The following is a 14,751-nucleotide window of genomic DNA, read 5'->3' on the forward strand; positions in this document are numbered from 1 at the left end:
GAGAACGAAGCGGCGGACGACATCGAAGGCGCGGAAGACATCGAAGCGACGGACGGCGTCGAGGAGGCCGTCGCCGCCGCCTTCCGCGAGGAATGGGGCCAGGTCGTTGCCACCCTGATCAGGGTGACCGGCGACTGGGACCTCGCCGAGGAGTGTGCGCAGGACGCCTTCGCCCAGGCACTCGCCCGGTGGCGGCGCGACGGAGTACCGCGCCGCCCCGGCGCCTGGCTGACCACGACCGCGCGCAACCGCGCCCTGGACGTGCTGCGCCGGGAGGCGGTCGGGGCGGCGAAACTGCGGGAGGCGGCTGTGCTGGCACGGGACGGGGGACCCTTCGACCCGCACGACCCGGACTTCGACAACGACAGCGGGGTGACGGACGACCGGCTGCGGCTGCTCTTCACCTGCTGCCATCCCGCGCTGCCCATCGAGGCCCGGGTCGCCCTGACCCTGCGCACCCTCGCGGGGCTCACCACGCCCGAGATCGCCCGCGCCTTCCTCGTCCCCGAGGCGACGATGGCGCAACGCCTCGTGCGCGCCAAGCGGAAGATCCGCAACGCCGGCATCCCGTACCGCGTACCGCCCGCGCATCTGCTGCCCGAGCGGACGATCGGCGTGCTGGGCGTGGTGTACCTCCTGTTCAACGAGGGGTACGCGGCCACGTCCGGCGCCGATCTCCTGCGGAGGAACCTCTGCGCGGAGGCCGTCCGGCTCGCCCGGGTGCTGGCCCGGCTCATGCCCGACGAGCCCGAGGTCCTCGGACTTCTCGCGCTCCTCCTGCTGCACGACGCCCGGCGGAACACCCGTGTGGACGCGGCCGGTGACCTGGTCACCCTGGAGGACCAGGACCGTACGGCCTGGGACCGGGCGGAGGCCGACGAGGGCGCCGCCCTCCTGGAGACGGCACTGCGCCGGGGGCGGCCGGGGCCGTACCAGATCCAGGCCGCCATCGCGGCCTGCCATGTCACTGCGACCACCGCCGAGGAGACGGACTGGGCCGACATCGCCGCGCTGTACGGGGAGTTGGCGCGCCACGTGCCGTCCGACGTCGTCCGGCTGAACCGCGCGGTGGCCGTCGGCATGTCGGAGAGCCCCGAGGCCGGTCTGGCCCTGGTGGCGGAGCTGGAGAAGGCGGGCGACCTGGCCGGCTACCACCTGCTGCCCGCCACCCGGGCGGACCTCCTGCGGCGCACGGGACGCATGGGCGAGGCGGCCGAGGCGTACGAGAAGGCGCTGGAGCTGGTGGAGAACGACGCCGAGCGGCGTTTCCTCGAAAAGCGGCTCGCGGAGTGCCGATCGGCGTAGGAACAGCTCGTAGGCGGCGCGAAAGGCGACGGCCTGCCGGGCGCGGTCCTCCGGGACAGGGGCCGGACTACCCGATCACGTCGAAGATCCCGAACCCGAAGCCCTGAGCCGTGACGGTATCGCCGTCGATCGCGACACCGGACGACTCCAGGGCCCGGCCGGGCCGGACGCGGCCGAGGCGGTAACTCGTCTGCCCCTGCTGGGGGTTGACGACCACGAGATACCGTCCGCCGCGTACGTACACGAACGGGTATCCGGCGTGCAGGACCTCCACCGAGCCGCCCGACCCGAGTTCCGGAGTCGTCGTGCGGAGAGCGATGAGACGGCGTACGAGATGGAGGAGGGACCTGTCGTCGGCGCGCTGGGCGGCGACGGTGGGGCGGTCGGGGGCGGGGTCGACCGGGAGATAGGGGTGGTCGGACGTCGAGAAGCCCGCGTTGGGGCCGTCGTCCCACTGCATGGGAGTGCGGGAACCCGCCCGGTTGTAGCGCGGGCCGAGCACGCTGCCCTCGGTGTCGGGGAGGTCCGGGACGTAGCGCATGCCGATCTCGTCGCCGTAGTAGATGGCCGGGAGCGTGGGCCAGGTGAGCTGGAAGGCGAAGGCGGCAGGGAGCTGTTCGGCCGTGCGGGGGCCGCAGTTGAGGCGGGAGAAGTCGTGGTTGGCGGTCGGCAGGGAGATGAAGCCGCTGCCGCGGAGAGCGGACGAAGCCCGCTGCCAGGCCTCGACGAAGGGGCGGGGCGAGCCCTGGCCGCTCGGGTCGAAGAAGCAGTCGAGCGGGTCCCAGGTGTCATTGACGGTGCCGGTGCCGTTGCTCCACAGCGAGCGCAGCGCCAGGCCGTCGGTGGGGCCGCCGAAGTGCAGGAAGAAGTCCGTGTGGAACCCCGCCGGGACCGACACCTCGGGCTCGCCCCACTCCGACAGCAGCACCGCGTCCGGGTGCGTACGGTCCAGCCAGTGACGCAGCTCCGTCCAGATCTCGCTCGTACCGGCCTTGTCCGGGTCGTCCTTGACGAGCGAGGCGGCCATGTCGACGCGGAAGCCCGAGAGGCCGAGGCTCAGCCAGTGGTCCATGATCGTGCGCAGGGCCTCACGGTTGGCGCGCGGACCCTCCGCGTCCACCGGCTGCCGCCACGGCTCGGCGGAATTCTCGCGCGCGTAACCGAAGTTGAGAGCAGGTTGGAAGTCGAAGAAGTTCGGGAGATACGCGCCGGGTCGGCTGCCAGGCGAGGCCACGAATCCCTCCGGCGTGCCCCCTGACCGGCCCTCCGGCGCCCAGACGTAGCGATGGTCGTCCGGATCGTTCGCCGAGGCCCTGAACCACGGGTGCTCGGCGGAGGTGTGCCCGGCGACCAGGTCGAGGAGCACCCGGATACCGCGACGGCCCGCCCGGTCGACGAGCTTCGCCAGGTCGTCGTTGGATCCGTAGCGCGGAGCCACGTTCAGGTAGTCGGCGACGTCGTACCCCGCGTCCCCGAACGGCGAGACGAAGCACGGGTTCAGCCAGACCGTGTTCACCCCCAGCCACACCAGATGGTCGAGACGCTCGGCGATGCCGTCGAAGTCACCGATCCCATCGCCGTTCGAGTCCGCGAACGACTGCGGATAGATCTGGTAGAACACGGCATCGGCCAGCCATGCGGGCGCGGGACGGAAGGAGTTCATAGATCGAGAGTGACAGCGAGACCGAGGCCTGGGAAAGACCACGCCATGGCCAGAGCCTGGGCGGGAGGCGCGCCCCGAAGGGGCGCGGGGAACTGCGCGCCCAGCAACAACGAACCCGCAGACAAATCACGGCACCCCAGTGGAACGCCTACGCTGAGCAGCCATGTTCACCCCGCAAGGCCCCACGTTCCGCGAACTCGCCGTACAGGCACTGTCGTCCGTCGAGCACGGCTACGACCTGCTCGCACCCAAGTTCGACCACACCCCGTTCCGTACACCGGACTCGGTACTGCGGTCCGTCGCACGGGCCCTCGGAAGGATCGGCCCGTTCCAGCGTGGACTCGACCTGTGCTGCGGCACCGGCGCGGGCATGGACGTGCTGCGGACGGTGTGCCGGGAGCAGGTCACCGGCGTCGACATCAGCACCGGCATGCTCGCCGTGGCCCGGGAGAGGGCGGCGCGTCCCGGCGGGCCGCCGACCGCCTGGGTACGCGGTGACGCCCGCGCCCTCCCGTTCGGACCGGCCTTCGACCTCGTGGTGAGCTTCGGGGCGTTCGGGCACTTCCTGCCCAGGGAGTTGCCGGGGCTGTTCGCGCAGGTCCACTCCGTGCTCCGGCCCGGCGGACGATTCGCCTTCCCGATCGGAGCCCCCGCCCGCCCCGGCTCACGCGGCTACTGGGCCCTGCTCGGCTTCGACGCGGCGATGCGCGTACGGAACGCCGTGTGGCGTCCCCCGTTCGTCATGTACTACCGGGATTTCCGCCTCGACGACGTACGACGGGAACTCGCCCGCGCCGGTTTCGCGGTGGAGCTGTACGCCCTCCCCGAGTTCGGGTGCAGGAGTGACGGCAGCCCCCGCTGCAGGATGGTGGTGGCGACGAAGCCGGGGAATGCGGAGTAGCTGCGGCCGGGGAGCCGGGAGCGGCTATTCGAGCCCGGAGATCCGGAACACCGTCCGAGCGGTCTCCCGGTCGAGCCGCTCCGACAGCCGCCGCAGCTCCGTCGTACCGCAGACGAGTGAGCCGCCCGCCGCCGAGGCCCGCGCGCCCTCGTCCAGGAGCCGCCACAGTGCGGGGTTGGCGACCAGGACCCGGGGATCGAACTCGACGCGCCCGCCGAACTCGTCGCGCAGGACGAGGCGTTGGGCCACCCCGTGCGAGCGGCACACCGCCACGAGTCTGTCCGTGCACACGGACCGGTGCCCGAACAGGCCCTGGCACACGAACTCGTCCTCGCACGCGGACACGCGGGCGGGCAGCAGCACGGCGAACAGGACGAAGGCCAGCGTCGCCCACAGCAGGAACCGCAACGCCGTGAGGTGTCCCGAACCCGCGTCGCACACCAGCAACAGCCCCAGCATCAGCGCGGCACAGCCCGCGGCCGAGCGAGCCTCACCCGCCCACGCGCGGTCGTGCACCCACGCGCCGTCGTCGTACGCCGGCACATCGGGGAAACGACCGGACGCGGGCCCCTCGATACGTCGAGACATGGCGGCGACGGTAGGCACGCCCCACACGCGGTGGGAGCGACTTGATGCTTCGCTGACTCTCCGGCCGACGAAATTGACGCGTGTCGTACGGCGCCCGTCCGGAATGCAACCACCCGTCACCGTGCGTAGTGCTCATTTCGCCGGTGCGGCGATGCCGGTCAGCGCGGCCGCGCCCTCGTGTAGGCGGGCTCGCCGCGGCGGACCGAGCCCGGTGCCCTGCGGGTGGGACGGTCGGCGCCCGCCGAGGAGCTCAGCTGCCAGGGCACGCTGATGACCATCACACCGGGCGTGAACAGCAGACGGCTCTTCAGCCAGAGCGCGGACTGGTTGTGCAGCAGGTTCTCCCACCAGTGGCCGACGACGTACTCGGGAATGAACACCGCCACGACGTCCCGGGGGCTCTCCCGCCGCAGCGAGCGCACATACTCGACCACCGGCCGCGTCACCTCGCGATAGGGCGAGTCGACGACCTTGAGGGGCACGTCGATGCCGTACTCCTCCCAGTGCTCGCGCAGCGCGAGTGCCTCGTCGCGGTCCACCGACACCGTCAGCGCCTCCAGTCGGTCGGGCCGCAGAGCACGCGCGTACGACAGTGCCCGCAGCGTCGGCTTGTGCAGTGTGGAGACGAGCACGATGCCCAACACCCTTGAGGGGGGGACGAGTTCCTCGCGCGGGTCCGTCACGGCGAGCTCCGCGGAGGTGGCGTCGTAGTGCCGGCGGATGCCCCGCATCATCACCCACAGCACGACCGCGGCGAGCACCGCCAGCCATGCGCCCTCCAGGAACTTCGTCGCGAGCACGATCACCAGGACGAGGCCGGTGACCACCGCGCCCAGCGCGTTGATCAGGCGCGCCGAGTGGTGACGGCGCCGCAGGGCCGGGTCATTCGTGGCACGCAGCTCACCGTTCCAGTGCCGGACCATGCCCGTCTGCGACAGCGTGAACGACGTGAACACGCCCAGGATGTAGAGGTGGATGAGGTTCGTGACGTTCGCCCGGAAGCCCCACAGCAGCAGACCGGCGACGACCGCGAGGGCCACGATGCCGTTGGAGAAGGCGAGCCGGTCGCCGCGGTTGTGCAGCTGACGCGGCAGATAGCGGTGCTGGGCGAGGATCGAGGAGAGCAGCGGGAAGCCGTTGAACGCGGTGTTCGCGGCGAGGACCAGCACCAGCGCGGTGGCCGCCTGGATGAAGTAGAAACCGACACTGTTCTCGCCGCCGAACACCGCGGCCGCGATCTGCGCGATGACCGTGCGCTGCGTATGGCTCTCGCAGCTGCCGTCCAGGCCGGTGAGCCGGCAGGAGTCGTCGGTGATGCGCACCTTGGAGACGATCGCGAGCGTCGTGACACCGACGAACATGACGATCGCGATGGCACCCATCGCCACCATCGTGGCCGCCGCGTTCCGCGACTTGGGTTTGCGGAACGCCGGTACGCCGTTGGAGATCGCCTCCACACCCGTCAGCGCCGTACAGCCCGACGAGAACGCGCGCAGGACCAGCATCACCAGCGCCGGCCCGGCGAGATCGGCGTCCCCGGGCTCCGGCGTCACGCCGTACTGCGCGCTCTCCGCGACCGGCGCGTCGCCGAGCAGATAGCGGACCAGACCGGTTCCGACCATGATCAGTACGCCGCCGATGAACAGGTAGGTCGGAGCCGCGAAGGCGTTCCCGGACTCGCGGGTGCCGCGCAGGTTCATGGCGGTCAGGACCGCCACGAAGGCCAGCGCCAACGGGACGCGGTAGTCGGCCAGTTGGGGGATCGCCGAGATGATGTTGTCGACCCCCGAGGCGACGGAGACGGCCACCGTCATCACATAGTCGACGAGCAGCGAGGCCGCCACCACCAGACCGGCCGACGGGCCGAGATTCGTGGAGACCACCTCGTACGAGCCGCCGCCGCTCGGATAGGCGTACACCACCTGGCGGTACGAGAGCACCACCACCGTCATCAGTGACACGACCGCCACAGCGATCCACGGCGTGAAATGCAGATACGCGAGCCCACCGAGGGTGAGCACGAGCAGGATCTCCTGCGTCGCGTACGCCACCGACGACAGTGGGTCGGAGGCGAAGATGGGCAGGGCGAGCCGCTTGGGCAGCAGCGTCTCCTGGAGCTCTTCGCTGCGCCTGGCCCGGCCGATCACCAGGCGTTTCAGCAGACCGGTCACGTTGAACACGGCGCGAGCGTAAGCGGGGGAGCGGCCCGAACCCGGGGAGCCCTGCCCGGCAGGGCGTCAGGACGGCGTCAGGTGCGGCGAGATCCGTACGGATGGCGTAAGAGTCGGGGCCGGGACCGTCCGGCCCGTTCCTGTCGACGCCCACGACGGGCCGTTGTCGGTGGCCCGCGCTAGTCTGCGCAGATCTGATCGTTTGGCCCAATCTGGGAGGTTTTCATGGCCTCGCGCCTCAATCCGTACATCAGCTTCGACGGTGACGCCCGGCAGGCGTTGGAGTTCTACAAGGAGGTCCTCGGCGGCACACTGGCGCTGAACACCTTCGGGGAGTCCGGTATGGCGGACAGCCCCGAAGCGAACCAGATCATGCACGGAATGCTGGAGACCCCGAGCGGTTTCACGCTGATGGCCGCCGACACCCCGCCGGGCATGAAGTACACCCCGGGCGGCAACTTCTCGGTGAGCCTCAGCGGTGACGACGACGCCGAGCTGCGCGGTTACTGGGAGAAGCTGTCCGCCGGCGGCACGGTGGCCGTCCCGCTAGAGAAGCAGATGTGGGGCGACGTGTTCGGCATGTGTACGGACCGTTTCGGCATCCCCTGGATGGTCAACATCACCGAGACACAGGCCTGAGCCGGCCACCCGCAGGAAACCGGGCCCGGACGCCCGCCCGAGGTCCCGCCGACGCGACGGTCGGCGGGACCTCGCCGTTTCCACCGTCGTGGCTGTCATCGGGGCCGGGTGACAAGGGCCTCTCACCCTCCAGGCGTCCCCTCGCGTCAGCGTCCCGTCAGTCCGTGGCGGTTCCCCGTCAGCATCGCGTCATGAAGCGCGTCGGCGGCCGAGGGAGCCGGGGGAAGCGGGCATACCTTCGTGGCACGCCCCGGGTACGCCTCCCCGCGCCGGGGCGCCAACACGCCCCAGCACCCGGATCCTCCAGGAGGCATCCCATGACAGACCTCGCGTGCGCCGAAGACCCGGAGCCCTCAGAACGGTTCCCGGCCGGGCCCCTGTACGTACCCGTCCGGCCGGGACCAGCAGGATGCTCCACCCGGCTGTTCCGCACACCCCTCGGAACCCGGACCGCCGTCGGCTTCACCAGCAGGGACCGCCTGATCGCCACCCTCGGCGACGGGCAGGCCTGGATCCGGCTCGCCGAGCCCGTGCTCCGCGCCCTCACCGAACCGCTCGGCGTCACCACGGTCACCGTGGACCCCCAGTTCTCCGCACCCCCGGCCGGTCCCGAGCCCCGCGCATGGGATCCGCGGGCCGCCGAGGTGCCGCGCGCGAGCGGGGCGACCACCCGCGCCGTACCGGCCGTACGGACCGTACGGACCTTCTGAGGCCGGAAAGGGAACCGCGATGACCACAGTGCACGAGCCCGCCGTCACGACCCGCGCCGACGACCTGTCGGTGTGGCCCGCCTCCACCGCCCGGCAGGACCGGGGAGACCTCGCCGTCGGCGGCGTACCCCTCACCGAGATCGCCGACCGCTTCGGCACCCCCGTCTACGTACTCGACGAGGGCGAGGTCCGCGCACGCTGCCGTACCTACCGGGACGCCTTCCCCGAGGCCGAAGTCCTCTACGCCGCCAAGGCGTTCCTGTGCCGTGCCATGGCCCACTGGGTCGAGGAGGAGGGCCTGGGACTCGACGTGTGCTCCGCCGGTGAGCTGGAACTCGCCGTCACCACCGGCTTCCCGCCCGAGCGGATCGTGCTGCACGGCAACGCCAAGTCGCCGCACGACCTGGAGACCGCGCTGCGGCTGGGCGTCGGACGCATCGTGATCGACAGCCCGTCGGAGATCGCGCGGCTCGCGGCGGCGGTCGGCACCGGCGGACACCAGAGGGTGATGGTGCGGGTCGTCCCCGGCATCAGCGCGGGTGGCCACGAGAAGATCCGAACGGGCACGGACGACCAGAAGTTCGGGCTGACCCTCACCGACGGCTACGCCCAGCACGCCATCGCCCGCATCCTCGACCAGCCGCAACTGGAACTCACCGGCCTCCACTGCCACCTGGGCTCGCAGATCACCAGCGTCAAGCCGTATCTCGCGGCCGTACGACGGATGGTGGGGCTTACGGCCCGTCTGCGCGACGCCCACGGAGTCGTACTGCCCGAACTCGACCTGGGCGGCGGCCACGGCATCGCCTACCGGCCGGGGGAGGAGGCACTCGACCTCACCACGCTGGCCCGAAAGGTACGCGCCGAACTCGTCGAGAGCTGCGCCGCCGCCGGGCTGCCGGTGCCGCGGCTGTTGATCGAGCCCGGGCGCGCCATCGCCGGACCGGCGGGCCTCGCCCTCTATCACGTGCTCGCGGTGAAGCGGACCGCCGACCGCACCTTCGTGGCCGTGGACGGCGGGATGAGCGACAACCCCCGTCCCGCGCTGTACGGAGTGCGGTACGCGCCCCGGCTGATCGGACGTCACTCCACCGCGGAGCCGGCCCCGGTGACCGTGGTCGGCCGGCACTGCGAGGCGGGCGACATCCTCGCCTCGGACGTCCGGCTGCCCGGTGACGTGCACCCGGGCGACCTGCTGGCCGTGCCGGTCGCCGGTGCGTACCACCTCTCCATGGCCTCGGGATACAACCTGGTCGGACGCCCGCCCGTGGTGGCCGTCGACCGCGGTCACGCCCGGCTCCTCGTCCGCCGGGAGTCGCTGGATGACATCCGCAGCCGGGACGTCGGCCTGTAGGCGGGGACCCACCTCCGGGCGGGTGACGGCCCGGCCCCGCCCGGAGGTGTTCGCCCCGGTCAGCGGCCCGGAGACCCATACGCGGAGTGAACGCGATTCGGTGGCACACTGACCCGGTCACCGAAGGAGCCCAAGCCGTGCCCATGATCAGCAACCTGAGCAGAGCGGTGCGTCGCGCCTACCGCCGCACCGTGGATCTCAGCCACCCCGCCCGTTCCCCGCTCGGCAGCGCGGTGGTGAACTGCGTGGTCTACCGCGAGGGTGGACGGCAGCCCGGCGACTGGGCACCGGACGAGGCGATCCGGCGGGCCCGCAAGGGCAGGGGCGGCTTCGTCTGGATCGGACTGCACGAGCCGACGAACGAGGAGTTCGCGGGCCTCGCCAAGCTCTTCGGCCTCCATCCGCTGGCCGTCGAGGACGCCGTGCACGCCCATCAGCGGCCGAAGGTCGAGCGGTACGACGACACGCTGTTCGCCGTCTTCAAGACCGTGCGCTACGTCGAGCACGAGCAGCTCACCGCGACCAGCGAGGTGGTGGACACCGGCGAGCTGATGGTCTTCATCGGCCGCGACTTCGTGATCACCATCCGGCACGGCAGCCACGGCTCCCTGGGCCCGCTCCGTGAAGCCCTGGAGAGCCTGCCGGACCAGCTCGCGAAGGGGCCCTCCGCCGTCCTGCACGCCATCGCGGACCATGTGGTCGACGACTATCTGGAGGTCACGGACGCCGTACAGAACGACATAGAGGCCGTCGAGACCGCCGTCTTCGCCGAGCACACCGCGCGCGGCGACGCCGGCCAGATCTACCAGCTCAAGCGGGAACTCCTGGAGCTCAAACGGGCCGTGGTCCCGTTGGCCCGTCCCCTGCAGATCCTCGCCCACGAGCCGCCGGCGGCCCTCTCCCCGGACATCCAGCCGTACTTCCGCGACGTCGCCGACCATCTCGCCCGTGCCACCGAGCAGATCAACGCCTTCGACGGGCTGCTCGACTCGATCCTCCAGGCCCACCTCGCGCAGGTCACGGTCGCCCAGAACGAGGACATGCGCAAGATCACGGCCTGGGCCGCCATCGTCGCCGTCCCCACCATGATCTGCGGTCTCTACGGCATGAACTTCGACCACATGCCCGAACTGCGCTGGACGTACGGCTACCCCCTGGTCCTCGGCGTCATCGTCACCCTCTGCTTCGTCATCCACCGCGGCTTCAGGCGCAACGGCTGGCTCTGAGCCGGGCCCGCAGGTCTCAGCTCCCGGAGAGCACGCCTCAGCTCCTGATGAAGTCGAGCAGGTCCGCGTTGAAGGCCTTCTCGTACTCGCCGACCAGGCCGTGCGGAGCGCCCGGGTACACCTTCAAGGTGGCGTCCTTGACGAGCTGCGCCGACTTGTGGGCGGCCGCTGCGATGGGCACGATCTGGTCGTCGTCCCCGTGTGCGATCAGCGTGGGTACGTCGATGCGCCCCAGGTCCTCGGTGAAGTCCTGCTCGGAGAACTGCTCGATGCAGTCGTACGCGGCCTTCAGCCCGACCTGCATGCTCCACATCCAGAACGAGCGGCGCAGACCCTCCGAGACCGTGGCGCCGGGCCGGTTGAAGCCGAAGAAGGCCTCGCTGAAATCCCAGTAGAACTGAGAGCGGTCCGCCGCGACGCCGGCCCGGAGGCCGTCGAAGACCTCCCGCGCGGCGCCCTCGGGGTTGGCGTCCGTCTTGAGCATCAGCGGTGGTACCGCTCCCAGCAGGACGACCTTGGCGACCCGCGAGGTGCCGTGGCGCCCGATGTACCGGGCCACCTCGCCGCCGCCGGTCGAGTGGCCGACCAGGATCGCGTCGGTGAGTTCGAGCCTGTCGAGGAGCTCGGCCAGGTCGTCCGCGTACTGGTCCATGTGGTTGCCCTGCCACGGCTGCCCGGAGCGGCCGTGACCGCGACGGTCGTGGGCGACGGCACGGAAGCCGTTGTCGGCGACCAGCCGGGCCTGTCCGTCCCAGGAGTCCGCGTTGAGGGGCCAGCCGTGACTGAAGACGACCGGTCGGCCGGTGCCCCAGTCCTTGTAGAAGATCTCGGTGCCGTCGCCGGTGGTGAAGGTTCCCATGGGGGTGCCTCTCTTCTCGAACGTTCTGGATCTCCGCAGGTGGTCCGTGCCCTTGTCGATGGTGAGCGCGTGGGCCCGGTTCGGCATCTCGGTGATCTCCCCGATGCCCGGACCACGCTGCTGCTGCTTCCGGGTGAGCAGTCCGCCGAAGGAGTGACCGACCGAATCCTCGGACCGGTGTCGCGGAGAGGTTCGGTCCCGCTCAGAGACCCGGCTCGTCGAGTACGCCGTCCAGTGCGAGCCGGAGCGCTGCCTCCGGGCTCAACTCCCGTCCCTCGCACACCGCTTCGGCGAAGACGTCCTCGCCGAGGGCCTTGCGGAGGTGGCGTGCGTACTCCCGGCGGAAGACGGTCGTCCCCGTGTCGCCGAGCTGGGGGAGTCCGGCCGCGTGCCAGAGGCGTGTGCCCGCGCCCAGGAGGAGGGCGGCGCGTTCGGGCTCGCCGCGGGAGGCCTCGGCGGCGACCAGGAGGTCGGCGACGGCCGCGACGCCCAGCCGGTCGTGGACGCGCCACTTGGCGGCCAGGGCCTCTCGGGCACAGACCAACGCGTCGTCCGGCCGTCCGAGCCCGATCCCGGCGAGGGCGACGAAGAAGTCGCCCCAGGCCCGCATCCACAGTTCACCGCGTTTCGCGCAGTCGGCGCGCAGCCGTTCGGCCACCGCCGCGCACCGCTCGAACGCGCCCTGGCCTGCCAGGAGATACGCCTGCAGCGCCAGCGTGAGGAGCTGGAAGAACTCCGCTCCGCCCCCGCCGCCCGGCCCCTGCGCGCTGCTGCCGTACAGCAGCGCGGACCGCGCGGACTCGCCGCGCACCGCGAGACTGGCCCCGGTCAACGGCAGTGCGGGCACGGGCAGTTGACGTTCCTCGGCGACCCACACGTAGGCCGCGCTCACCGACTCGGCGGCGTCCACGTCGTCCGGCACCACGGTGACCAGGCGGTGTGCCCAGGTCGCCAGCGCGTGCTCGGGGCCACCGTCGTGCGCCCGCCGCAGCGCGCGCTCCAGATGGCCGCGGCCCTCCTCGGCGAAGCCGCAGGCGAACCAGAAGTACCAGAGTGTGCCCGCGAGTTCGAGCGCGGTCTCGGGCTCCGGCGCCGCCAGGCACTCCTCCAGCGCGACCCGCAGGTTGGCGTGCTCCACACTCAGCCGCTCGGCCCACATCCGCTGGCCCGGGCCCAGCCACTCGGCCTGACCCTGGCGCGCGATCCAGCGGAAGTAGTCACGGTGACGGTCGCGTACGGTGTCCTGCTCGCCGAGGCCCGCGAGCCACTCGGCGCCGAAGGTGCGGACCGTGTCGAGCATGCGGTAGCGCCCGGCCACACCGTCGCCCTCGCGTGTCACGATCGACTTCTCGGTGAGCGAAGCGAGCAGCGCGAGTATCTCCTCGGCGTCCAACGGGCCCCCGTGGCAGACGAATTCGGCCGCCTCCACGTCCCAGCCGCCCGCGAACACCGAGAGGCGGGCCCACAGCAGCCGCTCCAGCGGAGTACACAGTTCGTGGCTCCAGCCGATCGCCGTACGCAGTGTCTGGTGCCGGGCGAGCCGCGGCCGGGCGGGGGAGACGAGCAGGTCGAACCGCGAGTCGAGGCCCTCCAGGAGCCGGTCGAGGGGAAAGCCGCGCAGCCGTACCGCGGCCAGCTCCAGGGCCAGCGGGATCCCGTCGAGACGGGCACAGACCGCCGCCACGTCCGTCCGGTTGGTGTCGGTCAGCGTGAACGACGGCACGGCGGCCGCGGCGCGGGCCGCGAACAGCGCCACCGCGTCGGCGCGTTCACCGAGCGGCAGCGGCGTCACGGACAGCAGATGCTCACCGGCTACGCCCAGTGGCTGCCGGCTGGTGGCCAGAACCCGTAACTCCGGTACGTGCGCGAGGAGTTCCTGGGCGACACGCGCGCACTCGTCCAGTACGTGCTCGCAGGTGTCCAGGACGAGCAGCAGCGGCCCGTCGTCGAGATGCTCGCAGAGGGCCTCCAGGAGCGGGCGCAGGGTCTGCTCGGTCAGCCGGGTCGCCTCGGCCAGGGTGTTCGTGAGGAGTTCGGGGTTCTTGAGGTCGGACAGTTCCACCAGCCACACTCCGCCGGGGAAGGAGGCCCGCACGGTGTGCGCGGCCCGCAGTGCCAGCCGTGACTTCCCGACCCCGCCGGGGCCGGTGAGGGTGACGAGCCGTGCGGTCCCCAACAGGGCCGATATTTCGGCCAGTTCGGATCTGCGGCCGATGAAGGCGTTGGACTCGGCGGGGAGATTGCCGGTCCTGCCGTTGCGTACCGAGGCCACCATCGCTCCCCCTCACCCGACCGATGGCGGTCACCCTAACGCCCGGGAACGCCCGTGTCCGACGCCAGTCCGGGTGACCGGTATTCGGGCCCGTGCCCTCACACCGAGGCCGTATGGGGCGTAGCGTGGATGCGTTCCGGCACGCCGAGTGGCGACCTTGGGAGGTGCGGGGGATGGACACCGTGCCCGTACCGAAGGCAGTCGGGGAGATGCGCGCCGGGGACCATCTGCTCCTGGGCTACGGAGCGGACGAGGAGCGCGAGACCGTCGTCGCCACGTTCCTTCTGGACGGGCTGGCCAGTGGCCACCGCGGGCTGCTGCTGGGGCCGGCCGATCTGCCTGCCGACCTCGCCCTCACCTTCCTGGAGTCCCGCGGTTGCGCCGTCGACGACGAACTCGCGGCCGGGCGGCTGACCGTGGACCCGCACCTCGCGACCTCCGACGGTCTGTGGGACCTCGACGAGGTGATCCGCCGCGAGACGCGCCGCGCGGTCGGTGACGGCTACCTCGGCCTGCGCGTCAGCATGGAGGTCATGCGCGGCCAGGCGGGCAAGGGTCTCAAGACGCTGCACGACAGCGAACTCCTCCTCGAACCCGTCTTCGCGTCCCTGCCGGTGCTCGGCATCTGCCAGTACGACCGCCGTGTCTTCGACGAGGGAGAGCTGGCCCCTCTCGACGGCCTGCACCAGGGCCGGGTCGCAGCCGACCTGGTCTGGCACGACGAACTGCTCTCCATCACCCGTACTTTCGCCCCGCCCGGTCTCGCGCTCGCCGGAGAGGTCGACGACACGAACGTGACCGCCCTGGCCCGCGCCCTGCACGCCGAGACGGACCGCGCCCGTGCCCGCCCGGTGAACGGGATGCGCACCCGGATCGATCTGCACGACCTGCGCTTCATCGACGTCGGTGCGCTGCGGCTGCTGGTCTTCGCGGGCGGTGCCCTGGCCGCGTCCGGTGGCACCCTCGTCCTGCATGGGGTCGCCCCGCACATCCAGCGGCTGATGCGGGTCACCGGCTGGGACCGCGTCCCCGGACTGCTCGTCGAGCAAACTCACCTGTGAGA

12 protein-coding genes are annotated in these 14,751 nt (G+C 71.2%); 7 read left to right on the forward strand and 5 right to left on the reverse strand.

Translation table 11 applies throughout. The annotated features are described in order from the left end of the window. The first annotated feature begins 39 nt into the window (after nt 1-39). Complete coding sequence (locus JEQ17_RS43365; protein WP_200402022.1) at nt 40-1,305, forward strand: RNA polymerase sigma factor; 1,266 nt, start codon at nt 40-42, stop codon at nt 1,303-1,305. A 67-nt stretch (nt 1,306-1,372) separates the two neighbouring features. Here the strand turns inward: JEQ17_RS43365 and JEQ17_RS43370 are convergent, their stop codons facing one another. Further along, nucleotides 1,373-2,968, reverse strand: a complete 1,596-nt coding sequence (locus tag JEQ17_RS43370; RefSeq protein ID WP_200400391.1) for an alpha-amylase family glycosyl hydrolase — start codon at nt 2,966-2,968, stop codon at nt 1,373-1,375. Between the two features lie 163 nt (nt 2,969-3,131). Between JEQ17_RS43370 and JEQ17_RS43375 the strand changes: the two genes are divergently transcribed. Continuing rightward, nucleotides 3,132-3,869, forward strand: coding sequence for a class I SAM-dependent methyltransferase (locus JEQ17_RS43375; protein WP_200400392.1), 738 nt, complete (start codon nt 3,132-3,134; stop codon nt 3,867-3,869). Nucleotides 3,870-3,893: 24 nt separating this feature from the next. On the opposite strand, the gene JEQ17_RS43380 is transcribed toward JEQ17_RS43375, so the two are convergent. Both JEQ17_RS43380 and JEQ17_RS43385 read right to left on the reverse strand, forming a co-directional pair. Then, entirely contained in the window at nt 3,894-4,457 is a 564-nt protein-coding gene (locus JEQ17_RS43380) for a hypothetical protein (protein ID WP_234048588.1), read from the reverse strand. 158 nt (nt 4,458-4,615) lie between these two features. Continuing rightward, entirely contained in the window at nt 4,616-6,637 is a 2,022-nt protein-coding gene (locus tag JEQ17_RS43385) for an amino acid permease (protein WP_200400393.1), read from the reverse strand. A 216-nt stretch (nt 6,638-6,853) separates the two neighbouring features. Between JEQ17_RS43385 and JEQ17_RS43390 the strand changes: the two genes are divergently transcribed. The 4 genes from JEQ17_RS43390 (at nt 6,854) to corA (ending at nt 10,557) form a co-directional block, all read left to right on the forward strand. After that, complete coding sequence (locus tag JEQ17_RS43390; RefSeq protein WP_200400394.1) at nt 6,854-7,267, forward strand: VOC family protein; 414 nt, start codon at nt 6,854-6,856, stop codon at nt 7,265-7,267. Between the two features lie 317 nt (nt 7,268-7,584). Further along, on the forward strand, nt 7,585-7,977 hold the full coding sequence (locus JEQ17_RS43395; protein ID WP_234048589.1) for an SAV_915 family protein: 393 nt from the start codon (nt 7,585-7,587) through the stop codon (nt 7,975-7,977). 19 nt (nt 7,978-7,996) lie between these two features. Continuing rightward, nucleotides 7,997-9,331 (forward strand): diaminopimelate decarboxylase, encoded by a 1,335-nt coding sequence (gene lysA, locus JEQ17_RS43400; protein WP_200400395.1) that lies wholly within the window; start codon nt 7,997-7,999, stop codon nt 9,329-9,331. Between the two features lie 143 nt (nt 9,332-9,474). After that, nucleotides 9,475-10,557: a magnesium/cobalt transporter CorA gene (gene corA / locus JEQ17_RS43405; protein WP_200400396.1), complete on the forward strand. Its 1,083-nt coding sequence runs from the start codon at nt 9,475-9,477 to the stop codon at nt 10,555-10,557. Nucleotides 10,558-10,594: 37 nt separating this feature from the next. On the opposite strand, the gene JEQ17_RS43410 is transcribed toward corA, so the two are convergent. Then, the gene (locus tag JEQ17_RS43410) at nt 10,595-11,416 is read right to left on the reverse strand and encodes an alpha/beta fold hydrolase (RefSeq protein WP_200402024.1); all 822 of its coding nucleotides are present in this window, start codon (nt 11,414-11,416) and stop codon (nt 10,595-10,597) included. A 202-nt stretch (nt 11,417-11,618) separates the two neighbouring features. Then, a complete protein-coding gene (locus tag JEQ17_RS43415; protein ID WP_200400397.1) occupies nt 11,619-13,691 on the reverse strand; it encodes an ATP-binding protein in 2,073 nt (690 codons plus the stop codon). Nucleotides 13,692-13,861: 170 nt separating this feature from the next. On the opposite strand from JEQ17_RS43415, the gene JEQ17_RS43420 reads away from it, so the two are divergent. Further along, nucleotides 13,862-14,749, forward strand: a complete 888-nt coding sequence (locus tag JEQ17_RS43420; protein WP_200400398.1) for an MEDS domain-containing protein — start codon at nt 13,862-13,864, stop codon at nt 14,747-14,749. The last annotated feature ends 2 nt before the right edge of the window (nt 14,750-14,751 follow it).

It is taken from the genome of Streptomyces liliifuscus (genome assembly GCF_016598615.1).
GTDB lineage: Bacteria > Actinomycetota > Actinomycetes > Streptomycetales > Streptomycetaceae > Streptomyces > Streptomyces liliifuscus.